27 protein-coding genes are annotated in these 20,177 nt (G+C 43.9%); 14 read left to right on the top strand and 13 right to left on the bottom strand.

What is annotated here, in order from left to right:
• Positions 1 to 14: 14 nt before the first annotated feature.
• On the top strand, positions 15 to 578 hold the full coding sequence (locus tag ICN48_RS02015; protein ID WP_216152093.1) for a c-type cytochrome: 564 nt from the start codon (positions 15 to 17) through the stop codon (positions 576 to 578).
• 30 nt (positions 579 to 608) lie between these two features.
• A complete protein-coding gene (locus ICN48_RS02010) occupies positions 609 to 1,697 on the top strand; it encodes an acyltransferase (RefSeq protein ID WP_216152092.1) in 1,089 nt (362 codons plus the stop codon).
• Here ICN48_RS02010 and yjgA read toward each other — a convergent pair.
• Genes yjgA through ICN48_RS13790 form a run of 4 tightly spaced genes read right to left on the bottom strand, consistent with a single transcriptional unit; the run spans position 1,694 to position 2,914 of the window.
• A complete protein-coding gene (gene yjgA / locus ICN48_RS02005) occupies positions 1,694 to 2,221 on the bottom strand; it encodes a ribosome biogenesis factor YjgA (RefSeq protein ID WP_216152091.1) in 528 nt (175 codons plus the stop codon). The genes ICN48_RS02010 and yjgA overlap by 4 nt on opposite strands.
• Before the next feature lie 31 nt (positions 2,222 to 2,252).
• Positions 2,253 to 2,570 carry a helix-turn-helix domain-containing protein gene (locus tag ICN48_RS02000; RefSeq protein ID WP_216152090.1) on the bottom strand — a complete coding sequence of 106 codons (318 nt, stop codon included), beginning with the start codon at positions 2,568 to 2,570 and terminating at the stop codon, positions 2,253 to 2,255.
• A gap of 40 nt (positions 2,571 to 2,610) precedes the next feature.
• Complete coding sequence (locus ICN48_RS13795; protein WP_255539421.1) at positions 2,611 to 2,730, bottom strand: hypothetical protein; 120 nt, start codon at positions 2,728 to 2,730, stop codon at positions 2,611 to 2,613.
• Between the two features lie 46 nt (positions 2,731 to 2,776).
• Positions 2,777 to 2,914, bottom strand: coding sequence for a type II toxin-antitoxin system RelE/ParE family toxin (locus tag ICN48_RS13790; protein WP_255539420.1), 138 nt, complete (start codon positions 2,912 to 2,914; stop codon positions 2,777 to 2,779).
• A gap of 115 nt (positions 2,915 to 3,029) precedes the next feature.
• On the opposite strand from ICN48_RS13790, the gene ICN48_RS01990 reads away from it, so the two are divergent.
• The 6 genes from ICN48_RS01990 to ICN48_RS01965 all read left to right on the top strand — a co-directional run bounded on the left by ICN48_RS01990 (position 3,030) and on the right by ICN48_RS01965 (position 10,591).
• Positions 3,030 to 4,655, top strand: coding sequence for a GMC family oxidoreductase (locus ICN48_RS01990; protein ID WP_216152089.1), 1,626 nt, complete (start codon positions 3,030 to 3,032; stop codon positions 4,653 to 4,655).
• 22 nt (positions 4,656 to 4,677) lie between these two features.
• The gene (locus ICN48_RS01985; protein WP_216152374.1) at positions 4,678 to 5,565 is read left to right on the top strand and encodes an EamA family transporter; all 888 of its coding nucleotides are present in this window, start codon (positions 4,678 to 4,680) and stop codon (positions 5,563 to 5,565) included.
• Positions 5,566 to 5,696: 131 nt separating this feature from the next.
• Positions 5,697 to 6,881 carry an ABC transporter substrate-binding protein gene (locus tag ICN48_RS01980; RefSeq protein WP_216152088.1) on the top strand — a complete coding sequence of 395 codons (1,185 nt, stop codon included), beginning with the start codon at positions 5,697 to 5,699 and terminating at the stop codon, positions 6,879 to 6,881.
• 141 nt (positions 6,882 to 7,022) lie between these two features.
• The gene (locus ICN48_RS01975) at positions 7,023 to 7,901 is read left to right on the top strand and encodes a branched-chain amino acid ABC transporter permease (RefSeq protein WP_216152087.1); all 879 of its coding nucleotides are present in this window, start codon (positions 7,023 to 7,025) and stop codon (positions 7,899 to 7,901) included.
• A gap of 2 nt (positions 7,902 to 7,903) precedes the next feature.
• Positions 7,904 to 9,832 carry an ATP-binding cassette domain-containing protein gene (locus ICN48_RS01970; RefSeq protein ID WP_216152373.1) on the top strand — a complete coding sequence of 643 codons (1,929 nt, stop codon included), beginning with the start codon at positions 7,904 to 7,906 and terminating at the stop codon, positions 9,830 to 9,832.
• A gap of 30 nt (positions 9,833 to 9,862) precedes the next feature.
• Positions 9,863 to 10,591, top strand: coding sequence for an ABC transporter ATP-binding protein (locus ICN48_RS01965; RefSeq protein WP_215348454.1), 729 nt, complete (start codon positions 9,863 to 9,865; stop codon positions 10,589 to 10,591).
• 81 nt (positions 10,592 to 10,672) lie between these two features.
• Here ICN48_RS01965 and ICN48_RS01960 read toward each other — a convergent pair whose 3' ends face one another.
• Both ICN48_RS01960 and ICN48_RS01955 read right to left on the bottom strand, forming a co-directional pair.
• A complete protein-coding gene (locus ICN48_RS01960) occupies positions 10,673 to 11,173 on the bottom strand; it encodes a hypothetical protein (protein WP_216152086.1) in 501 nt (166 codons plus the stop codon).
• A gap of 59 nt (positions 11,174 to 11,232) precedes the next feature.
• Positions 11,233 to 12,054 carry a sulfite exporter TauE/SafE family protein gene (locus ICN48_RS01955; RefSeq protein ID WP_216152085.1) on the bottom strand — a complete coding sequence of 274 codons (822 nt, stop codon included), beginning with the start codon at positions 12,052 to 12,054 and terminating at the stop codon, positions 11,233 to 11,235.
• A gap of 102 nt (positions 12,055 to 12,156) precedes the next feature.
• Here ICN48_RS01955 and ICN48_RS01950 point away from each other — a divergent pair, with 102 nt between their 5' ends.
• The 4 genes from ICN48_RS01950 (at position 12,157) to ICN48_RS01935 (ending at position 14,176) form a co-directional block, all read left to right on the top strand.
• A complete protein-coding gene (locus tag ICN48_RS01950; protein WP_216152372.1) occupies positions 12,157 to 13,017 on the top strand; it encodes an MBL fold metallo-hydrolase in 861 nt (286 codons plus the stop codon).
• Position 13,018: 1 nt separating this feature from the next.
• A complete protein-coding gene (locus ICN48_RS01945) occupies positions 13,019 to 13,330 on the top strand; it encodes a metalloregulator ArsR/SmtB family transcription factor (protein WP_216152084.1) in 312 nt (103 codons plus the stop codon).
• 45 nt (positions 13,331 to 13,375) lie between these two features.
• Entirely contained in the window at positions 13,376 to 13,588 is a 213-nt protein-coding gene (locus tag ICN48_RS01940; protein ID WP_216152083.1) for a DUF2892 domain-containing protein, read from the top strand.
• A gap of 72 nt (positions 13,589 to 13,660) precedes the next feature.
• Positions 13,661 to 14,176, top strand: a complete 516-nt coding sequence (locus ICN48_RS01935) for a DUF6803 family protein (RefSeq protein ID WP_216152082.1) — start codon at positions 13,661 to 13,663, stop codon at positions 14,174 to 14,176.
• Here the strand turns inward: ICN48_RS01935 and ICN48_RS01930 are convergent.
• Genes ICN48_RS01930 through ICN48_RS01910 form a run of 5 tightly spaced genes read right to left on the bottom strand, consistent with a single transcriptional unit; the run spans position 14,173 to position 17,102 of the window.
• Positions 14,173 to 14,598 carry a hypothetical protein gene (locus ICN48_RS01930; protein ID WP_216152081.1) on the bottom strand — a complete coding sequence of 142 codons (426 nt, stop codon included), beginning with the start codon at positions 14,596 to 14,598 and terminating at the stop codon, positions 14,173 to 14,175. The genes ICN48_RS01935 and ICN48_RS01930 overlap by 4 nt on opposite strands.
• Positions 14,595 to 15,416, bottom strand: coding sequence for an FAD:protein FMN transferase (locus tag ICN48_RS01925; protein ID WP_216152080.1), 822 nt, complete (start codon positions 15,414 to 15,416; stop codon positions 14,595 to 14,597). The genes ICN48_RS01930 and ICN48_RS01925 overlap by 4 nt, the downstream gene beginning before the upstream one ends.
• Positions 15,413 to 15,988 (bottom strand): FMN-binding protein, encoded by a 576-nt coding sequence (locus tag ICN48_RS01920; RefSeq protein ID WP_216152079.1) that lies wholly within the window; start codon positions 15,986 to 15,988, stop codon positions 15,413 to 15,415. The genes ICN48_RS01925 and ICN48_RS01920 overlap by 4 nt, the downstream gene beginning before the upstream one ends.
• Before the next feature lie 6 nt (positions 15,989 to 15,994).
• Entirely contained in the window at positions 15,995 to 16,174 is a 180-nt protein-coding gene (locus ICN48_RS01915) for a hypothetical protein (protein WP_216152078.1), read from the bottom strand.
• Positions 16,175 to 16,193: 19 nt separating this feature from the next.
• Complete coding sequence (locus tag ICN48_RS01910) at positions 16,194 to 17,102, bottom strand: DUF6662 family protein (RefSeq protein ID WP_255539419.1); 909 nt, start codon at positions 17,100 to 17,102, stop codon at positions 16,194 to 16,196.
• Between the two features lie 157 nt (positions 17,103 to 17,259).
• Here ICN48_RS01910 and ICN48_RS01905 point away from each other — a divergent pair, with 157 nt between their 5' ends.
• The gene (locus tag ICN48_RS01905; protein ID WP_216152077.1) at positions 17,260 to 17,502 is read left to right on the top strand and encodes a DUF3820 family protein; all 243 of its coding nucleotides are present in this window, start codon (positions 17,260 to 17,262) and stop codon (positions 17,500 to 17,502) included.
• On the opposite strand, the gene ICN48_RS01900 is transcribed toward ICN48_RS01905, so the two are convergent.
• Positions 17,494 to 18,519, bottom strand: coding sequence for a DNA/RNA non-specific endonuclease (locus ICN48_RS01900; protein ID WP_216152076.1), 1,026 nt, complete (start codon positions 18,517 to 18,519; stop codon positions 17,494 to 17,496). The genes ICN48_RS01905 and ICN48_RS01900 overlap by 9 nt on opposite strands.
• Before the next feature lie 539 nt (positions 18,520 to 19,058).
• On the opposite strand from ICN48_RS01900, the gene ICN48_RS01895 reads away from it, so the two are divergent.
• Positions 19,059 to 20,018 carry a lytic transglycosylase domain-containing protein gene (locus ICN48_RS01895; protein WP_255539446.1) on the top strand — a complete coding sequence of 320 codons (960 nt, stop codon included), beginning with the start codon at positions 19,059 to 19,061 and terminating at the stop codon, positions 20,016 to 20,018.
• Positions 20,019 to 20,094: 76 nt separating this feature from the next.
• Here the strand turns inward: ICN48_RS01895 and ICN48_RS01890 are convergent.
• Positions 20,095 to 20,177 (bottom strand): IS3 family transposase (locus ICN48_RS01890; protein ID WP_216152370.1); only part of this gene is annotated, 83 nt, incomplete at its 5' end.

Below are 20,177 nucleotides of genomic sequence, written 5' to 3'. Positions count from 1 at the left end.
AGGCCATCCTCGGGGTGGCCTTTTTTACTACCCTGGGTCTATCACCAGTTGCCTATGCTGCACCTCCTGATGCAGTGGCCGGCAAAGCAAAAGCACAAACTTGTTTTGCTTGTCATGGCGAAGACGGAATTTCTGTATCACCGGATATCCCTAATCTTGCTGCGCAACCACCACTGTCTGTTACTTATCAACTGATCCAATTTAGAGGGCAGCAACGTAAGGGTGGCGCAATGGAGGCTCTTGCCGCACCACTTAGTGATCAGGATATGCGAGACATTGCCGCTTACTTTGCTAGCCTACCTGCACCGCCTGCAAAATCAGGTAATGCTGATCAAATTGCGAGGGGGCAGCAAATCTCTGGCACACAGTATTGCAATTCATGTCATGGCGCACAACTGCAAGGCCAGAAACACATTGCACGATTGGCTGGGCAATCCAAGGAATATCTCATTGCGCAGCTAAAGAATATTCGTTCCGGAGCTCGCATCGATATGGATGGCACAATGGGAAGTGCTGCACGTGGCTTAAGCGATGAGGATATTCAAGACTTGGCTGCATATGCTGCCTCACTCAAGTAGGTCTTGACCAACCCTTTATTCAAATTTTCATTGCAGTCAAAAAACCATTTTCTTCTCGTCGATTTTTTAAAGACCTTCGCAGCGTTAATCATCATCCTGCATCATTTCTCGAGTTATGGGCAAATTGCAGAAGATGCAAGGCTGCTACTTCCAGGGGTGATGACTTGGTTATTTGAGTATGGCCGTTACGCAGTGCAAATCTTTTTAGTGATGGGCGGCTATTTGGCAGCCCAATCATTGACTCGTTCCACTGACCTGAAGAGTGTCCGCAATGTGTTGAAGGTAATCTTTAATCGTTACCTGCGTTTATTTGCACCCTATGTAGTTGCACTCATCATCACAATTATCTGTGCCTGGATTGCGCGCTTTTGGGTTCAGGATGAATTTGTTGGTGAATCAGAAACCCTAGGGCAGTTCTTAGCCCATTTATTTTTTCTCCAGGGCATCTTAGGATTAGATTCGATTTCTGCTGGTGTTTGGTATGTGGCAATTGATTGGCAGCTTTATGCCATTCTGGCAATCATGTTGAGCATGTTTTCCAGTTTTCGTTCCCTGATATGGATTCTGTTGGTGCTCTGCGTAGCATCCTTGCTATTTTTTAATCGCTCTGGCGCTTATGAAAACTACTTCATTTACTTTATGGGTGCTTATGGACTTGGGGTACTGGCACAGCTTTGTAAAAACTATCCTGACCCTAAGGTAAATCGATTTGCCAAAATGATGTTTGTAGGAATTGGTGTAGTTATCGTTATTTCAAGCTTTCACCAAATTTGGCCCAGAAACATTTTGGCCTACATAGTCGCCATTGCTCTTATCCTATGGGGGGACTCGGCTTACAAAGATCAGAAGCAAGATCAGAAGCGTCCTCAACATCAGTCTAGAAAACATAAGCTGGTCAATGTCATTCTCTGGGGAAGCAGAAGATCGTACTGCGCTTTCTTGATTCATTTCTCGTTTGTATTACTGGCAAATACGCTATATATCGCCTGGGGAATGAGTCGCCCTCATGATGGTGTCATGGCGCTTGCTTTGATGTTGGTTGCTATAGTAGCTAGTTGGTTAGCGGCAACCTATCTTTATCGGTGGGTGGAAGTACCAGCCCGCAAGATTAAACTTTAAAGACCCATATCTTTAAGAACGCGGAAGATTTCGCGGTAGGCCTTAGGCGGCTTGTTTAGTTCTTTTTCACGACGCGCATTACGAATTAAAGTGCGCATATTCTGAATATCCATATCGGGATATTGCTCAATCATTTTAGTAAACGCTTCATCATTCGCAATCAGTCTATCGCGATAGCTCTCTAAAAAATGTAACTTAGCGGCCTCCGCTTTACTAACGCCCTGAATCGCATCCAAGCGTTTCTGAATTGCGTCTAATTCTTCATCATCCAAAAAACGCATTAGCTTGCCAAGGTATTGCTTATGACGACGAATCGCCTCAAAACTCTTGATCTTATTTGTCTCGGCAATAGCGGTTTTAATTGCCTCGTCCAAGGGGATGGTCTTTAAGGCATCGCTACTCAGGGCAGCCAAAACTTCCGCCAATTTCTGGCGCTCTGTCATTTGGCGCTTTAGCTCAGACTTGCTGGGCCCGTCATCAGCTTCAACAAGCTTAGGAGTGCGATTCTTCTCATTAATATGCATATCGCTATTTTAGACGTGTATTGGACTTTAGCTATGCTTTGCTGATTTTCTGCTTTAGTAGTTTCAGATCGGCACTAGAAAATAGCTGGCTTCTTCCAATGAGTGATGTAGGCTTTAATCTGCCAGCCTGAACGTACCTTCGCAAGGTGGGAAGTGAGATTTCTAAAAATTCTGCTGCCTCTTCTGCTGAGAACGTCGCGTTTCGGAGGTGTCCAAATACTTGCTCATGCGTATAGTCATTCTCCTGAAAGGCATTGATAGCAATTAATGAGAAAAATTTAATACGTTCTTTTGAGGGCATTTTTTGCACGTGAGCATATAGATCCTCTGCTGTCATGGATTGAGTCATATGTAGTACTCACTTTCTCTATTGAGGTAGATTGAAGTCGTCATTTGAGTCGAATAGATTTTTTTAACTGGGTATAAAAATTTTCATGAGATCCAATTTGGTAAAACTCAATCCAGGTTATTTTTATTTCATCAGCAAAATGATCAAACTGGTAAGCCATCAAATATTCCTGTGCATTAAAGCGAAATTTATAAACAAAATACCCCCTAAAGATCTCCTTGCTTTTGTTGACCTATCCTCGGGTTATTGCAAACTTCATCGACTCTGATTTCAATTGCTAGCTGTAAAGGCTTAGAGGCCTTTTTTACAAATTGGGCAAATGCTTTTTTAAAGGTGGTTCTCATGATCTAATATTAGATCAAATATGATTCTATAACAAATCAAAAAAAATGCCAAGAAATACCTGAAGTTTTGTATTGGTAAATAATGAGAGCGTGACAAATAAACTTAAATAAAAAGATGGCTCAAGCAAATACTTACGATTACATCATCATCGGAGCAGGTAGTGCTGGCTGCATGCTTGCTAAGCGCTTGACTGAGAACCCCAATAAAAAAGTCCTGCTGATTGAGGCGGGTAAGAATGACAACTACATCTGGATCCATATTCCAGTTGGATACTTATATTGCATTGATAACCCAAGGGCAGATTGGCGTTTTAAAACGGCTTCTGAAAAAGGTTTGAATGGTCGTTCCTTGTTGTATCCCCGTGGGCGCGTTTTAGGTGGATGCTCATCCATTAACGGCATGATTTATATGCGCGGCCAAGCGGGTGATTATGAGTCTTGGGTGCAAGCAACTGGTGATGAGTCTTGGTCTTGGGAAAACGCACTGAAGCGTTACAAATCATTTGAGGATTACCACAGTGCTGCAAATGAGTGGCATGGCAAAGGTGGTGAGTGGACTGTTTCTAAGCAACGCTTACGTTGGCCCATTATGGATCGCTTTAAGGATGCCGCAGTTGAGGCCGGTATTCCGGCTTCGGAAGACTTCAATCGTGGTGATAACTTTGGCGTAGGCTATTTCGATGTGAGTCAGCGTGCTGGTTGGCGCCTAAATACTTCAAAAGCTTTTTTAAGGGATGCTGCAACGCGTCCTAATCTCACAGTATTAACTCAAGCCATTGTGACCAAGCTCAAAATTGATTCTGCTACTAAAAATTGTCTTGGGGTTGAATACATCAAGGATGGCCAATCCCGCGAAGCCTTATGTGCCATCGAGCGGGATGGTGAAGTATTGCTAAGCGCCGGTGCAATTGGTAGTGTGCAAATTCTAGAGCGCTCTGGTGTTGGTGCTGCTGCACACTTAAACCAATTAGGAGTCCCCGTTATTGCTGATCTTCCAGGGGTTGGTGAGAACCTGCAAGACCATTTGCAACTTCGAATGATTTTCAAGGTGAACGGGATTAAGACCTTGAACACCAAAGCCAATAAGCTCTGGGGCAAGATGATGATTGGTTTGGAGTATGTGCTCAAGCGCTCTGGGCCAATGTCCATGGCGCCATCACAGCTCGGTGCATTTGCTTATAGTTCACCGGAACAAAAGCGCGCTAATGTGGAATATCACGTGCAACCTTTGTCATTAGAAAAGTTTGGCGAAGACTTGCATTCGTTTAATGCATTTACTGCAAGTGTTTGTAACCTGCGTCCCACTTCGCGCGGCAGTGTGCACATTAATTCAATTAACCCAGAAGCACCACCAGTCATTAGCCCCAATTATTTATCAACAGATGAAGACCGTAAGGTAGCAGTAGAATCTTTGCGCCTTACTCGCAAGATTGTGGGGCAGGCTGCGTTGGGATCATACACCCCTGAAGAATATAAGCCTGGTATGCAATATCAAACTGATGCCGAATTAATCAAGGCGGCTGGTGATATTGGAACCACCATCTTCCATCCAGTTGGCACATGCAAGATGGGTCGCGAAGACAATCCGATGGCAGTGCTTGACTCAGAGTTGCGCGTGAGGGGTATTCATCATCTTCGCGTAGTGGATGCTTCAGCAATGCCAACAATTACTTCGGGTAATACTGCTGCACCTACGATGATGATTGCTGAGCGTGTCGCAGAATTGCTGACGAGTGCCTAAGACTTCGCAGAAGGTTTACTCACTGCCAGCCAGTCATTTATTGCTGGCACTCGCTATCGTGGCAGTGTGGGGAACGAACTTTGTGGTGATCAAGTTATCGCTTGGCGTATTTCCACCATTTTTATTTGCTGCCCTTCGCTACACCTTTGCCTTTTTGCCCTTAGTGTTTTTTTTGCCCAGACCCAAAGTGTCTTGGGTTAACTTATGTATTTACGGGTTAGCAGTTGGCGTGGGGCAGTTTGGTATTTTGTATTTTGCGATTGACGGCCGCATTTCCCCGGGCCTAGCTTCCTTAGTCATTCAGACGCAGGTATTTTTTACTATCGGCTTTGCGATGTTTTTTGCCAAAGAGCGATTACGCACCTATCAGACGCTAGCAGTGCTTGTGGCTATGACTGGTTTAGGAACTATTGCGCTGCATACTGATGCAAGTACTACTTTTCTTGGCTTGGCATTGGTAGTGTTTACCGGCTTTTCTTGGGGTGTCGCAAATACTGTCAGTCGCAGGGCAGGTTCTATCAATATGCTTTCCTATGTGGTTTGGGCCAGCGCTTTTGCAATTCCACCCTTATTTGCTATCTCCCTTGTATTTGAAGGGGGATGGGAGCACATGAATAACTCATTAACCTCAGCGCCTGTAGGGGCATGGGCAGGAGTTCTTTGGCAGTCTTGGGCGAACACTATCTTTGGATACTCAGCTTGGGCCTGGTTACTTTCTAGGCATCCCGCAGCCGTAGTAGCTCCAGCACCCCTGCTGGTACCTATCTTTGGAATGGGAGCAGCTGCTTATTTCTTGGCTGAGCCCTTGCCGCTATGGAAGATCTTGGCGGCCGGATTGGTAATTGTCGGATTGGTTATTAACCTTTTTTGGCCCAATATTGAAACCAGCCTTAAGAGACGGCTCTCCTAAGGCCTTGGAGCTAATGTAAAACCCTAATACAAAGCCCTTTTTTTGCCTTTGTATTAACAGTAAGATAACTATTCGTTTCGGTTTTACTTATAAAAAATTATTTATTAGCAATTTTTAGTCATGGAGACTTTATGAACATTCGTCATCACATTTTTGCAGTAGCTGCTACTGCAATGCTCTCAACCGGTGCTTATGCCGCCGATATCAAGCTTGGTGTTGCAGGTCCATTTACCGGTGGTTCATCCTCAATGGGTGTCAGTATGCGTGACGGTGTTCGCCTTGCTGCAAAAGAAATTAATGCTGCTGGTGGTATCAACGGAAACAAAATCGTTTTGGTTGAGCGCGACGATGAAGCGAAAAACGAGCGTGGTGTACAAATTGCACAAGAATTGATTAACAATGAAAAAGTAGTTGCTACTTTGGGCTACATCAATACTGGCGTTGCATTGGCTTCACAACGCTTCTATCAGGAGGCAAAGATTCCGGTATTTAACAACGTTGCTACTGGCTCTTTAATTACTCATCAGTTCCCAAATGCCGCCGAAAACTATGTTTTCCGTAATGCTGCAGCTGACAATATTCAAGCGCCAATGATCGCTAAAGAAGCGGTTGAGAAGCGTGGCTTGAAGAAAGTAGCCATTTTGGCTGACTCAACAAACTACGGTCAGTTAGGCCGCGAGGACTTAGAGAAGGCATTGAAAAGTTACGGCGTAACTCCAGTTGCAACTGAAAAGTTCAATATTGGTGACGTGGATATGACTTCACAATTGCTCAAGGCAAAGAACGCTGGTGCCGATGTAGTTTTGACATACGCAATTGGACCTGAGTTGGCGCAAATTGCTAACGGTATGGCGAAGTTGGGTTGGAAAAAACCAATGATTGGTAGCTGGACATTGTCTATGGCTAGCTTTATTGATACAGCAGGTAAAAATGGTGATGGCGCAACTATGCCTGAGACTTTCATTCAACAGCCTGCAACAACTCCAAAGCGCAAAGCTTTCGTTGATGCTTACTTGAAAGACTTCAAGCCTAAGAATGGCATCATTGCTTCTCCGGTTTCTGCTGCTCAAGGATATGACTCTGTTTATTTACTGGCTGCCGCTATCAAGCAGGCAAACAGTACAGAGGGACCAAAGATTTTGGCGGCATTGCAAGATCTGAAGACCCCAGTTGAAGGCGTTGTGATTACTTATAACAAGCCATTCACTGCAACAGACCATGAAGCCATCAAGTCAAAAGACGTAGTGATGGGTGTAGTTGAAAGCGGCCGTGTTCAGTTCTTAAATGCTGAGGACGCTACAGCGAAAAAGAAGTAATTTAAGTTCTAGGGCAGGCAATCTAAATACTTATTTTGCACTGCAGCATTAGATAAAGCAAAACGCCGCCCACAAGCGGCGTTTTGCTTACAATGTTGGATTCGTTAATAAAACAGTTTTTTGAATATTTAGGCCAATAACATGGACATGTTTGCACAAATCCTCTCGAGCGGTATAGCGGTGGGGATGATCTACGCGGTCATCGCCTTCGGCTTCCAGCTCACTTTTGCCACATCTGGTACCTTGAATTTCGGTCAAGGTGAAGCTTTGATGCTTGGCGCTTTGGTAGGCTTAACCTGCGTTGACACTTTTGGCATGAACTACTGGGTAATGATTCCTGTAGTTTGTTTATTCGGAATGATCCAAGGTAGCTTCGTTGAATTAATTGGTGTGCGTCCTGCAATCAAGATTAAATCCGAATTTGGTTGGATTATGTCCACCATTGCGCTCGGTATTATTTTCAAGAACGTAGCTGAAAACATCTGGGGACGCGATGCATTGCCGTTCCCATCACCATTGCCAATGGAGCCAATGAATTTCATGGGGGCTAATATTCTCCCGATGGAAATTTTGGTAGTAGTTGGTGCATTGGTCATGATGTTGTTGGTAGAGTTCTTTAACCGTAAAACGATTTACGGTAAAGCGGTTGTTGCTACCGCAAACGACCGTGATGCAGCTGGCCTCATGGGCATCAACACTAGCGTAGTTATTACGTTTTCTTATGCGCTCTCTTCATTGACAGCAGCGTTCGCAGGCGTATTGATCGCGCCTCTAACCTTGACTGGTGCGACTATGGGTGGCGCCTTAGGTTTAAAGGCTTTTGCAGTTGCGATTATTGGCGGCTTGTCTAGCGGACTCGGAATTATTGTTGGTGGTTTGATTCTGGGTATTGTTGAGACAGCAACTGGTTTCTATATTTCTACTGGTTACAAAGATGTTCCAGGTTTGATTTTGTTATTGCTTGTTTTGGCATACAAACCATCTGGTCTCTTCGGCAAATCTGCAATTAAGAAAGTTTAATGATGAAATTGAAGTCTCTATTACCCATATTAATTGCGATTGCGGGGCTATTCGTATTACCCCTATTTATCCATAATCCCTATTACATTCACTTAGTTGAAACGATTCTGATCTACACCATTTTGTTATTTGGTTTGGATATTGTGGTGGGTTATGTAGGTCAGGTTTCTTTGGGGCATGCAGCCCTTTTTGGAATCGGTTCCTATACCGCTGGTGTTTTGTATTTTCACTTTGGCTTCCCAATTTGGATCAACATTCCAGCTTCCATTATTGTGACTGCGATCTTTGGTGGAATTTTGGCTTTGCCAGCGCTGAAGGTAATCGGACCTTACTTGGCGATGGTGACCTTGGCGTTTGGTACGATCGCTCAGATTCTCATTAACGAGATGACTTGGTTGACTGAAGGCCCTTTGGGTATCAAGATTCCTAAGCCTGAGTTGATGGGTGTACCAATGACCAAAGCAGAGTATTTCTGGTTGGTTTCCATTGTTCTGATTATTTCCCTTATCGTAGTTGACCGTTTTGTGAAATCTCAAATCGGTCGTGCATTTGAAGCCTTGCGCGATTCCCCAATTGCTTGTGACTGTATGGGTGTATCCGTATATCGCTTTAAGGTGATTGCATTTGTGATTAGCGCTGGCTTTGCTGGCTTGGCTGGTTGCTTGTATGCCTACTCAGAGCAATATATTTCACCAAACACCTATAACAATGAACTGGCTGTTCTGTTCTTGCTCGGCATCATCATGGGCGGACGTAAGTCACGTTTGGGTGCGGTGATTGGTGCTGCCATTATTGTGTTGTTGCCAAAACTGCTGGACGATATCTTCTTATTCCGCATTGTTGCTTCTATTATTGCAATCGTAGTAGTAGCGGGAGCGGCGCTGGCCTTGTCTAAGCAAGCCACTACTCCACGACGTGTTGCAGTTCCTATCATCGGCGTGGTTGGCTTGGCTGCGTTCTCATTTTGGCTCAATAGCATCTCTGACTGGCGCTTGAGTATTTTCGGCTTCATGATTTTGTTAGTGGTTTACTACTTGCAAAACGGTATCGTTGGTTTTACCAAGAGCTTCTACCAAACTATCGTTGGTAAAGCTAAAACTACTCGCGGCGGTGATGCTGAAGTGGTAGATGATTCCATCAGCTTTATTAGTACTGTTGCCAATCAAAATACTGGTGCTGAGCTCTTAAAAGTAGATTCTGTATTAATGCAGTTCGGTGGCTTGAAGGCCTTGAACAATGTAGATCTAAGTATCAAGCGCGGCACTATTCATGGTTTGATCGGCCCTAACGGCTCCGGTAAGAGCACCATGATGAACGTGTTGACTGGTATTTATGTGCCTACAGCAGGTAACGTGTTGTACGCAGGTGAAAGCGTAGTTGGTAAGACATCTTCTGACATCGCCTTGTCCGGCATTGCGCGTACCTTCCAAAACGTTCAGCTCTTCGGTGAAATGACAGCAATCCAAAATATTTTGGTTGGCCTACATCACACCTTCAAATCGAACATGGTAGAAATTGCGTTACATCTACCACGTTACAAGAAAGAAGAAGCTGAAGCTTATGCTCGTGCAATGGCTTTGCTTAAATTCGTTGGTCTAGATGATTTAGCGAATGAAGAAGCGCGCAACTTGCCTTATGGTAAGCAACGTTTGCTTGAGATTGCTCGTGCCTTGGCATTGGATCCTGAGTTGCTCTTGTTAGATGAGCCAGCTGCAGGTTTGACAGCTCCTGACATTAAAGAGCTCTTGCGCATTATTCGCAAGATCCGCGATAGCGGTATTACCTTCATCCTGATTGAGCATCATATGGATGTGGTGATGTCAGTTTGCGATACCGTTTCTGTATTGGACTTCGGTCAGAAGATTGCAGAAGGTAAACCAGCTGAAGTTCAGGCAGACGAGAAGGTGATTCATGCCTACTTGGGTACTTAATCACTAGAACATATTGAATCGGTAAATACCATGTTATCTATTAAGAATCTTGAAGCAGGCTACGGCAAAGTAAAGGTCCTCCACGGCATCAATATTGATGTTCCTAAAGGACAAGTAATTACTTTGATTGGCTCAAACGGTGCTGGCAAAACCACTACCATGCGCGCTATCACGGGTATGATCAAACCAACAGCCGGCGAAGTGACATTAGGCGGCGAAAAAATCGACGGTTACGATTCTCATAAAATCGCTCGTTTAGGTTTGGCTCACAGTCCTGAAGGTCGCCGTGTGTTTACAACCATGTCTGTAACTGACAATTTGTTGTTAGGCGCATTTCCACGCTTTACAGGTAGCCGTCCAAAAGGCGACATTAAGAACGATCTTGAGAAGTCTCTCGAAATGTTCCCGCGCCTTAAAGAGCGTCGCAACCAGTTGGCTGGAACACTATCTGGTGGCGAGCAACAGATGTTGGCTATGGCTCGTGCTGTGATGTTGAATCCTGAGATCATTCTCTTGGATGAGCCATCAATGGGTCTCGCGCCAATCTTGGTTGAGGAGGTGTTTAAGATCATCTCTAACCTCAAATCACAAGGCGTAACGATGTTGTTGGTTGAACAGTTCGCTGCTGCTGCCTTGAATGTAGCTGATTACGGTTATGTACTTGAGAACGGTAAGATCGCTACTCACGGACCTGCTGCTAAGCTCAAAGATGACCCAGCTGTGAAAGCGGCTTACTTAGGTGGTGCTGGTGGTCACTAAGTAGCGTAACAAGCAGATCACTAAACTGTAAGCAATAAAAAGGCCCTTAGTAATAAGGGCTTTTTCTATTTCAGTGCCAATTTAATTGGAGATCAGCTTAATGGCCTCGCGTATCAAGAGTGCTCGGTAGCCCATATAAATTGCTACCAAAGTAAATCCAAATAGAAAGAGCTTAGGAATTAGAGCGCCTTCAGCAACTATTTCACTATTAAGTAAGCCAATAGCTACAGCAAAGAAAAATAGGGCGCCCAATCCCAGTACGATCCAATTTTCATTGCTAGTAACTTGCTGCGTTTGATTGTTATAGGCCAGAACTTGAAAAGCACCATCTCTTTGATATCCCGACACGGTGATTTGATCGTCTTCAGCAATCTTCATTGGGGCTGAAAATTTTGCTTCGATTGCTTTATCGCCTAAGTTAAATTTGGAGATGAAGAAGCGCTTGTAATAGACCGAGGAATGATCGTGAGTAGGTTTTTCGGGATTAACGTATTCAAGCAACTCACTATTGAGATTACTAACGGTCCCGGATATTGAGCTGATAGAGCTAGACAACAAAGAGCTAGGTTTAGATATCGACATCAGTAGAGCTCCTAACATGATGAATACAAGAATATAGATAAAAGATGCCAAAGGCTTTCTCATAGACTATTAACGCCTTTGAGAATGAGGCTGATGGCAACAAAAAACGTTAATACAGAAAAAATTTGTTGCAATCTAGGCCCGCTGAGTTTTTTACCAAAACCTCTGCCAATCAATAAGCCAAGTAAGGTGCCCAGTGCAAAAGGTGTTGCAATTACTAGGTCAAGATTTCCGGATATGGCAGAGAAAAGAGTGCCACCCCCCGCAATAATGGTAAGCACACCCAATGATGTGGCAACTATAGAGTTTATGGGTAAATCGGTATAGCGCTTAAGTGCAGGGACAATTACAAAGCCTCCACCCACACCTAAGAGTCCGGATAGTAGGCCTGCTAGTCCACCAGAAAACATGAGTGCTCTGGCGCAGGGAATATTCCACGATAACTTTCCTCTGGAAGAATCCAGTAAGCATGGTGGCGGAGGCTTTCCTTCAAAATCAGGTATGCCATGAATTTCTTTATACGCTTGCCTATAGAGGCGAATAGATACATAGAATAGTGTGCAGCTAAATAGAATTAATAGTGGAGCATTTGGAATGCGTTGTGATGCCCATAAGCCGATTGGAGAAAGTATCAGCCCAAACATCGCCATAAATCCTGCGGCTTTATACCGGAGAATTTTGTTTTTTAGCCCTAATAGGGCACCAACTCCTGCAGAGAGTGCAATTGCTGAGAGAGAAATTGGAGCAGCCTCAGCTACCGGCAAATGCAGGAAAAACACCAGCAAAGGAACTGATAGGATCCCACCGCCAGCACCGGTTAGACCCATTAATAAGCCCACAAAAAGACCTAAGCAGGGGCTGATGAAGATTGAGTAGTCCATTGCAATTAATTTTATATTAAGATAATATATAAATAAATATATTAATTACTCTTTTAAAGTGTAATTGCGATATTGTCAGGAAAGAATGCTATGAAATCACATATTCCAGCCAATGTTAAGGCTTTTTTCGATCCAGAAACCTGGACTTTTAGCTATGTCGTTTATGCAGGTAAGCAAAGCCCATGCATAGTGATTGATTCGGTAATGAACTTTGACCCTAAATCAGGTCGAACCTCAACAAAATCTGCTGATGAAGTAATTGCTTTTATACAAAGCGAGCAATTACAGCTAACTTGGGTTTTAGAAACTCATGCCCACGCAGACCACCTAACGGCAGCTCCCTACATTCAAAGCAAGTTAGGTGGCAAGATTGTTATTGGAGATCACATCACTAGTGTTCAGAATGTTTTTAAGGAGGTCTTTAATCTAGATGATCAGTTTGCTGTTGACGGATCTCAATTTGATTATTTATTGGAAGACGGCGAATCCCTTTCATTTGGAGGCCTCTCCTTAAAAGCGCTTTATTTGCCAGGACATACTCCTGCTTGCATGGCTTATGAGATTGGCGATGCCTTATTTGTTGGGGATACACTATTTATGCCTGATGTTGGCACAGCGCGCTGCGACTTTCCTGGGGGTAGCGCTCAGACTTTATACAAGTCTATTCAGAAAGTATTGGCTTACCCTGATGAGATGAAGCTATATATGTGCCATGACTATCCCCCTACAGATCGCCCTGTAGCCTATTGCACAACAGTTCGCGAAGAGAAAAAGTCTAATATCCATGTGCACGAGGGTATTGGTGAAGAGCAATTTGTGCAAATGCGCAATAAACGTGATGCTACCTTAGATATGCCCAATCTCATGCTGCCATCTATTCAGGTCAATATTCGCGCAGGCCACCTGCCTGAGCCAGAGGCTAATGGCACATCGTATTTAAAAATTCCGTTGAATGCTCTTTAATATGACTATTACAAAATCTGAACTGAAAAAAATGCAGGCATCAGCTGCGGATGCCTGCAAACTAATGAAGGTCTTATCCAATAGTAACCGCATGATGCTGTTATGCGAAATCGGCCAAGGTGAGAAATGCGTCAGTGAATTGGAGGATGCATTAGATTTGCATCAACCCACTTTATCCCAGCAACTAACGGTCCTGCGCAAGGAAAAGTTAGTAAAGACACGCAGAGCAGGTAAGCAAATCTACTATTCCCTAGCTAGTGAGGTTGCCGTAGCTGTGATGAGCTTGCTTTACAAATACTATTGCAAAAGGTAATGGTTAGACCACATCAAAGTCATTTTTTACCAAAAGGAGTTCAATATGAAATGCAATGTCGGCGGTATTGATCGGATTCTCAGAATTGCTGTAGGCGCATTATTAGTCGGTCTAGCTGCAAATGGAGTAGTGGGTTGGTGGGCTTGGCTTGGCTTTATTCCACTTGCAACGGGCTTATTTCGTTTTTGCCCTGCCTATCCTTTGTTAGGAATTAATTCGTGTGGAAACGCTTCCAATAAAGACTCTTGCTGCAAGTAATCCTGAAATAGATTTAAGGGGTATATGCTTAATGTATATACCCTTTATTTTTGGATACTTTAGGAATTAAGCATGAATATGACCCACTACATGCAGTTATTGGCAGAGAATCAGCCATGGAATCTCATGATCTTTATGGCCATTCCGATTGTGCTCGCTGAAACTTTAGCAATTACAGAGCTCTATATTTTATTTACAAGAAAATTTCATGGTTTTGGGTGGAGCCTTAACCGCTTCGCAGGAGCTGCGGTTGGCATTTACTTCATTGGAGTTATTGGCTATCTCTTGTTTACTGCGGTTATTCCCATTACTAAAGCTGGGGAGTGGAGAACAGTAATTGATGTGGTGGCAGTGGGATCTTATTTAATTGGTGGATTGCCGTTGATCTGGATTGCCTTGCAAGAAATGGGTTTCGTGAACAAGCAATTAGATCAAGAGGGTAAGCTCAAGATTCATGCAATCTGTGTTGCATTGTTTTTAGTCTTCGGCCACATTGCAATGATTAGTGGAATGCTTGATCCAGGATTGCTTGGGTATCAAGGTGGCGCGCATTCAGTAGATGCACATATGCCTGCTCATGAGCGCTAACTGCGATGGCTAACACTACGTACTTTAGTGAATGCATGCAGTATAAAAATGGAAAAAAATAGGAGACCCACTATCCAGTGGGTATCTAGCACTTCATCCCTTATCTCTTCAGGGCCGTAGTACAGAAGGGCTCCAGAAATAAGTAGTACGGCAAGAAAAATGAGCTGACTAAAGCCGCTCCACCACTGCTTCTTGGACTTGTAGCCCGCCTTAATATGAAAGGGCAGCACTGAGCCAATAGCTAAGGTAGCAAGCATGGCTGCAATTCCATGGGCAGCCAAGATGCTATGGGTGCCAAGAGCAGATCGTTGAATTTGGAATTGATGGCCTAGTAGATACATGAGGCCTGTAATAGAGCAAGTCATCAGGCCGCAAATGACAAATGTTCTTTGCCAGTTGGGCATCTTCCCAAGGCGGCTCATGCTGCAATCCTCAGTGCTTGTGCCGAGAAACGACTAAAGCAGGGGTGATGCTCATTATTGGACAAAGCCAAAACCTTAGTTAGTGCATCTGCATATACACACTCTTTAGCAAGAATTGAGAATGATCCCAAAACCTCGGCATGCACTTCAGAACAATGCTGAGCTAGGGGGTTGATGATGTGACTCTTCTGATGATCTCTTTTTGCAAAATAAAGACTACTGGTGGCAATGGCCCCATCTTTCAATAAGCCAATTTCAATTAACTCCTCAGGGGTTTCGGGGTGACGAATTTGAATAGGAAAAGAGGTATTTCCGAATACCCGCATATCTCCACCAGCATTCACTAAACCAGATGTAATACCCTCTGATATTAAGACTCTTACCGCCATATCTACTGCAAACCCTTTAGCAATTCCGCCAAGATCTAGACAAACTGGGCGTGAAGACTGTATCAAGTCAGGTGCCAAGAAGTGAATATCTTCAATGCCGCCGAGATCATGATTGGCAAAGGTAATATGTTGCGGCAATAAGCCTGCAGCAACTAAGCGATGTCCGATACCGCAATTAAATAAACCCATAGATTCAAGGTGAACCTCTTTCGCTATTCGAATCACTTGAGCGGTCCATGGATGAATTTCAACTGCTTGTGTATGAGCGCGTAGATTGATTTCGCTGAGCTCGCTTTTAGGGTTGTGAAACCCCATGAGGTCATGGACATGCTGAATAGCTGTAAAAGCATTCTCAATAGCTATATGTCCATCTTCTTGGGTCACGGAGATTTCAACAAATGTCCCAAGGAGAGGTTTGCAGCGAATCATTTTGTTTTGGATATCTGAGTTGGAGCTGTTAATGGGGAGACATTCCTCAGGGCTAGGTCATATAAAACCGTTATCCGCTTCACGCCATCGGTGAGATGCTTACAGGATAGCGTGGCACCACCAATGTTTTGAATATCCTGATTGAGCTTAATAGGATCATTTGCAGTCTTGCCTACAAACTGTTTGCGCCATTGTGCTTCCGCTACTTCATAGCCATAAGACTCAACGTATTCCAAAATCTCAATACCAGCAACGCTACCATTAGGGTTAATGGCAACAGCATAGGTAATCATTTCATGTTTACCAACGACTTCATCAATTATTAGCCAGCTACCATCAGGCCCCTTCCAGATACGATCACCTTGAAAGGGGTGCCGGATGCTAGAGGCAGAGCGCATTTTGTCTTGTAGATCATCAGTAATGATGATGGAATTTTTTGTGAGTGTTTTGTTGGGGAAAAGAATCTTTTGTGCTTGCTCGGCAGAAACATAAATTTTTGCATGGGCAATGATTGGTGCGCTAATCATTGCTATGCCAATAAGCGCTAAGGGGTTAGGTTTCCAGATCTTCATTTCAATTTAAGCGGCAAGTAATTCGTTGGCTTCATTACAAAGCGCTTGGATATCGGGGTTAACGCCTTTGAGGTTAGAGAGTGTTTCAAACATCATTAATGCTCTCTCCTTGGCTGTTTGGCATTGGGTGGCTTGAAACTTCAACAAGTGAGTCAGGGCTGCAACTAATAGGTTCTGAGTTTCCATAAGTTTTTTCGTTTAGTTTTTAGTTAAGAGGAAAACCAACTTTGACGATGAATTCATTTACTGAATGACTATCCCAAACGCGGGCGTTAGAGCACTCTGCCTCACCACCACCCATGCAGGTTCCGCCTGCAAGTTGGTAGCGCCATGCGCCTGTGACCCACCAGTCTTTAGCTGCGTAATGGATATTAGGACCTACAAAAGTAGCTCTTTGCACTTGATTGCGTAAGTTCAACTCTGAATAATCGTTATGAAAGCGAGCCTCTACTCCAGCGGACCATTTAGGTGCAAATCGATAGTTTGCACCAACTAGGAAATCCAACATCGATTCGGGCACGTTTCCGTTCTCAATAAACTTCAGGCGTTCGTTTGCAACCACGACGTTGCCTGCCAAAATCAAGCGGTCGTCGATAAAATTGGATTGCAGCAACAGCCTTGCTTCTAATTCATCTTTATTTCTGCCCCATGTTGGCTCTAGATAAAGTCCTACACCTACTGGTGAAGTCACTGGATTAGTGATGCGATAGATTGCTTCTAGGGAGCCACCTTCAATCCCACTTTTTTTATACGCCGTTGATGGATCGTGTGAGGAGGGGACTCCATAGCCACCTGTGCAGGTTGGTGAGTCCCCGCATGCCTCAGGGTTTGTGTAATTTTGATTGGCGCTTGTGTAGTAGGAGTTGATGTACCCGGCTATCTGTAAGTCATTAGTTAGTCCGTATTCCAATTCTGTTCTGGCAGTCCATGCATCGTAGGTTCCCGCCGCTTGTTGTTTATTCAGCTGGAGGCGCTGCTCAAACTCCACCTTACCCTTGGGCTGCAAATCCAAGGTGTATATCCAGCCAAATGCTCCCTCACCAGCGTGAACAAACGAACAATGCAGAGTGGCTACTAATAAAAGGCTAAAGGCGAGAAGTCTATTAATGGTCAATTTCAGGGTCTCTTAAGGTTGATGGTTAAAAATCTAAATGAGAACGGTTCTCAATATATCATCAAATGAGAATGATTCTCAAATAGATAAATGACCATTCTCTTAAAAATGGTGAAATCCTTAGGCCTATTCCTCTTTGCTTGTAAGATTTCTCTCCATGAACGCTGAGTCCTTGGAAAAATTGGTCTTGATGAAGATGCCCTTTGGAAAGCATGCGGGCCGAGCATTGGCTGATTTGCCTGGAAACTACCTAGCGTGGTTTGCTCGTGAAGGTTTCCCTAAAGGCGAGCTTGGTGAGTTGTTGGAGTTAATGCATACCCTAGACCACAATGGTTTACGTGGACTATTGGCTCCAATACAGAGGGCTCATGGCATACAAGCCAAATCTAAATTACTTTGAATGAATGATTAGCGTAACGCGCTTACGTTCATAAGTCACCGCTGACGATTCGGGTGGGCTGCTGTGAATGGGACTTACCTTTAGGTTAGTCTGAGATTCAATTTGAGTGGCTATTTGGTTTGCAAGACCTTCATTTTGATCATATTGAATCTGGATGCTTGCTACCTTGCCTGACTTGATATTGCTGATGACATCGTTTAGTTTGCTCGGGACATATTCATCAAAAAATACGGGATACCATCCACCAAGCAATGGCTTCTGAGTCTTTGTTTTAATGGGTTCTGTCGATAAAAGAGGTGGTTTATTGGCACTGCCATCCACCGGCAAATGAAAATCAATCCCTGTTTTTTGAGTCAACTCTTGATAGGATATGGGCGCACTCATTCTTGCTTCATTGGCGTTTTCAATCCAATAGCCCCACGCAGTATTTTTATGAGGGTCGTAAACCAGTTTATATAGATAAGTAGGAATGGTGACTTGCCCTCTGCCAATACTCCCGCCATTTCCAATTGACCCTGTAAATACATAAACATCGCCATCAGCTCTTTTGACATAAGCCCTAGTTGGTTCTTCGACGTTCTTAGCCCAGATGCCCTGATTGTTCTGCCTGGCTTGGGGCATCATGTTGGCCAAAGAAAATGATTGAGACATGGAGCGTTCATTGCTCATATCCTCAGCTGGAGCGTTATGACCCCGGTCATAGCCGCTGCCGCGGTAATCTGAAAGCAGGGCTCTTTCCGAGAAAGGCAACCTAGCTTCCTCGTAAAACTGATTGCTTCTCCGAGGGCGCTGAGCAGAAAGTTGCTCTTTGTTGAGTTTCTCAACTGTATAGATCGGCTTCTTATCTTGAGGGGAGTAATAAACCGCAAAACTATCAAAGCAAAGGTCACGTCCAGCTTGAGGTGTTGTTGGTATTTGCTGGGCTGGAAACAGATCTTTGCAGTCTTCAAAAGCTGCCAGCGTATTGAACGAGATAGAAATCGCTATTAGGGCAAGAAGGTTGCTAAGGAATTTCATGGCTTCTAAGTGTATGACCTCTGCCTCAGGTATCCCATTTTTTGTCTTTTGCTAGCTTAAGAGCTGGTAATAATCAGGGGGTCTTCCGATATTTTTCTAGAGGTAAGACCTGTATTTTTAATGCGAGGCGTTGAGTAAACGGCCCTTCGCAGTAACCTTTAGCACGCTACTATCCCTAGAAAATAAAAGACTTCAAAGTACTAGATGTATGGTTTTTGAGGCTGAATTTTTGGTCTAAAACGTAAAAAAGTCCCTTTTTAGTCAATTTTTTACAGAGTGAAATTAGTGCCCCCTAACTTTTATATGTTGTTGATTTAATTGATTTATATACCTATTTTAATGAGCATCTATAGGATCTCCCGGATTTCTAGATCAAAAAGTTATGGGTTTGATATTCCTTATTCTTGACTTGATATAAGAAACTTCTTAGGATGACCCATGTTTTTAAGATATTGCAATGCAGCATAAAACGGCAGTCTCGTTTTTTGAGGCCTTGCAAACAATGAATGAGTAAATGTTTAACTAACAATTTGAGCGACATGCAGAATGCGCAGCCAACTATGTTGACTGCCAATGAGCTGCTAGCGCATGCCATGGCTCCAGTCTATCGAGTCATTAATGGCGTTCTCGCTGTTACCGTATTTATGGTCGTAGGTCTCTGGCTCTCAGGTAATGGTACCAATGCCGGTCCTTTTGACTTGGCTCGCATCCTAGTCCCTGACGAAGCTCGGCACATGTTTTGGAGTAATGGCTTTGGCATGCTCAACCAATATAAAGATTCCAATGAGGTGGCAGCCGCTCAAGTTGCTGATACTGAAATAGCTGCTGTTATCTATAGCAAAGCAAAAGCGCAAACTGCTACCGGCTTGGCGAGCGCCAAACAGCAAACAGTTGCTCTGTTAATGCCTTCTGTAGCCCAAATGCAGGTGAAGTCAATATCCCACCTTTCTGATCGCATCCCAGCTTCAAAGATGGATCCCCAGGCCTTAGATAGCAATTTGATGGGCTCTATTCAAAATCAACGTGCGGTTGCAGACTTTTTCGAAAAGAAATACAGCTTAGATCGCGCCAAGATTGAAGAGTACGTATCGAACACCATTTTGATTGCAAAAGAAGTCAATATTGATCCGGTGCTTTTATTAGCTGTCATCTCAGTTGAATCTAATTTCAATCCAAATACCAAGAGTCATGCTGGCGCTGAGGGACTCATGCAGGTAATGACTTCAGTGCATAAGGATAAATATGCCATCTTCGGTGGAACTTCTGAGGCCGCCAAACCAGAAGTCAACATCCGCGTTGGTGCCTATATTCTGAAATACCTCATTGCTACTGCAGGCTCATTACGCAATGGCTTGAAGTACTACGTTGGCGCTGCTAATGCTGATGATGATGGCGGCTATGCCGATAAGGTCATGGCCGAAAGAAATCGCCTCATTGGCTTATGCCAAAACCGCTCATCTAATCGCTTAACATTAAACGGCAAGGATCTGCGCTCTTAAGTAGCTAAAGTTTTGCTTGTTTGCGGAATATAAAAAGCCACCCGATGAACTGACCCCCAAAAGTTAGACAGTTTAGTTAGGTTAGCACGAGGGATTGAGTTCGGTATTGCACCGGGCTTAATCCCTTTAGTTTTTGTTTGATTCGATCATGGTTGTAGT

This window comes from Polynucleobacter sp. JS-Safj-400b-B2, assembly GCF_018881975.1.
In the GTDB taxonomy this organism is placed as follows: domain Bacteria; phylum Pseudomonadota; class Gammaproteobacteria; order Burkholderiales; family Burkholderiaceae; genus Polynucleobacter.
The sequence above is the reverse complement of the archived record's forward strand: the minus strand, read 5'-3'. Positions and strand labels throughout refer to the sequence as shown.

Excerpts from the sequence above, each read along its gene's own strand:
- yjgA (WP_216152091.1), bottom strand. The coding sequence starts at position 2,221 with ATGCATATTAATGAGAAGAATCGCACTCCTAAGCTTGTTGAAGCTGAT.
- ICN48_RS02000 (WP_216152090.1), bottom strand. The coding sequence starts at position 2,570 with ATGACTCAATCCATGACAGCAGAGGATCTATATGCTCACGTGCAAAAA.
- ICN48_RS13795 (WP_255539421.1), bottom strand. The coding sequence starts at position 2,730 with ATGGCTTACCAGTTTGATCATTTTGCTGATGAAATAAAAATAACCTGG.
- ICN48_RS13790 (WP_255539420.1), bottom strand. The coding sequence starts at position 2,914 with ATGAGAACCACCTTTAAAAAAGCATTTGCCCAATTTGTAAAAAAGGCC.
- ICN48_RS01990 (WP_216152089.1), top strand. The coding sequence starts at position 3,030 with ATGGCTCAAGCAAATACTTACGATTACATCATCATCGGAGCAGGTAGT.
- ICN48_RS01980 (WP_216152088.1), top strand. The coding sequence starts at position 5,697 with ATGAACATTCGTCATCACATTTTTGCAGTAGCTGCTACTGCAATGCTC.
- ICN48_RS01975 (WP_216152087.1), top strand. The coding sequence starts at position 7,023 with ATGGACATGTTTGCACAAATCCTCTCGAGCGGTATAGCGGTGGGGATG.
- ICN48_RS01970 (WP_216152373.1), top strand. The coding sequence starts at position 7,904 with ATGAAATTGAAGTCTCTATTACCCATATTAATTGCGATTGCGGGGCTA.
- ICN48_RS01965 (WP_215348454.1), top strand. The coding sequence starts at position 9,863 with ATGTTATCTATTAAGAATCTTGAAGCAGGCTACGGCAAAGTAAAGGTC.
- ICN48_RS01960 (WP_216152086.1), bottom strand. The coding sequence starts at position 11,173 with ATGTCGATATCTAAACCTAGCTCTTTGTTGTCTAGCTCTATCAGCTCA.
- ICN48_RS01955 (WP_216152085.1), bottom strand. The coding sequence starts at position 12,054 with ATGGACTACTCAATCTTCATCAGCCCCTGCTTAGGTCTTTTTGTGGGC.
- ICN48_RS01945 (WP_216152084.1), top strand. The coding sequence starts at position 13,019 with ATGACTATTACAAAATCTGAACTGAAAAAAATGCAGGCATCAGCTGCG.
- ICN48_RS01940 (WP_216152083.1), top strand. The coding sequence starts at position 13,376 with ATGAAATGCAATGTCGGCGGTATTGATCGGATTCTCAGAATTGCTGTA.
- ICN48_RS01935 (WP_216152082.1), top strand. The coding sequence starts at position 13,661 with ATGAATATGACCCACTACATGCAGTTATTGGCAGAGAATCAGCCATGG.
- ICN48_RS01930 (WP_216152081.1), bottom strand. The coding sequence starts at position 14,598 with ATGAGCCGCCTTGGGAAGATGCCCAACTGGCAAAGAACATTTGTCATT.
- ICN48_RS01925 (WP_216152080.1), bottom strand. The coding sequence starts at position 15,416 with ATGATTCGCTGCAAACCTCTCCTTGGGACATTTGTTGAAATCTCCGTG.
- ICN48_RS01920 (WP_216152079.1), bottom strand. The coding sequence starts at position 15,988 with ATGAAGATCTGGAAACCTAACCCCTTAGCGCTTATTGGCATAGCAATG.
- ICN48_RS01915 (WP_216152078.1), bottom strand. The coding sequence starts at position 16,174 with ATGGAAACTCAGAACCTATTAGTTGCAGCCCTGACTCACTTGTTGAAG.
- ICN48_RS01905 (WP_216152077.1), top strand. The coding sequence starts at position 17,260 with ATGAACGCTGAGTCCTTGGAAAAATTGGTCTTGATGAAGATGCCCTTT.
- ICN48_RS01900 (WP_216152076.1), bottom strand. The coding sequence starts at position 18,519 with ATGAAATTCCTTAGCAACCTTCTTGCCCTAATAGCGATTTCTATCTCG.
- ICN48_RS01895 (WP_255539446.1), top strand. The coding sequence starts at position 19,059 with ATGCAGAATGCGCAGCCAACTATGTTGACTGCCAATGAGCTGCTAGCG.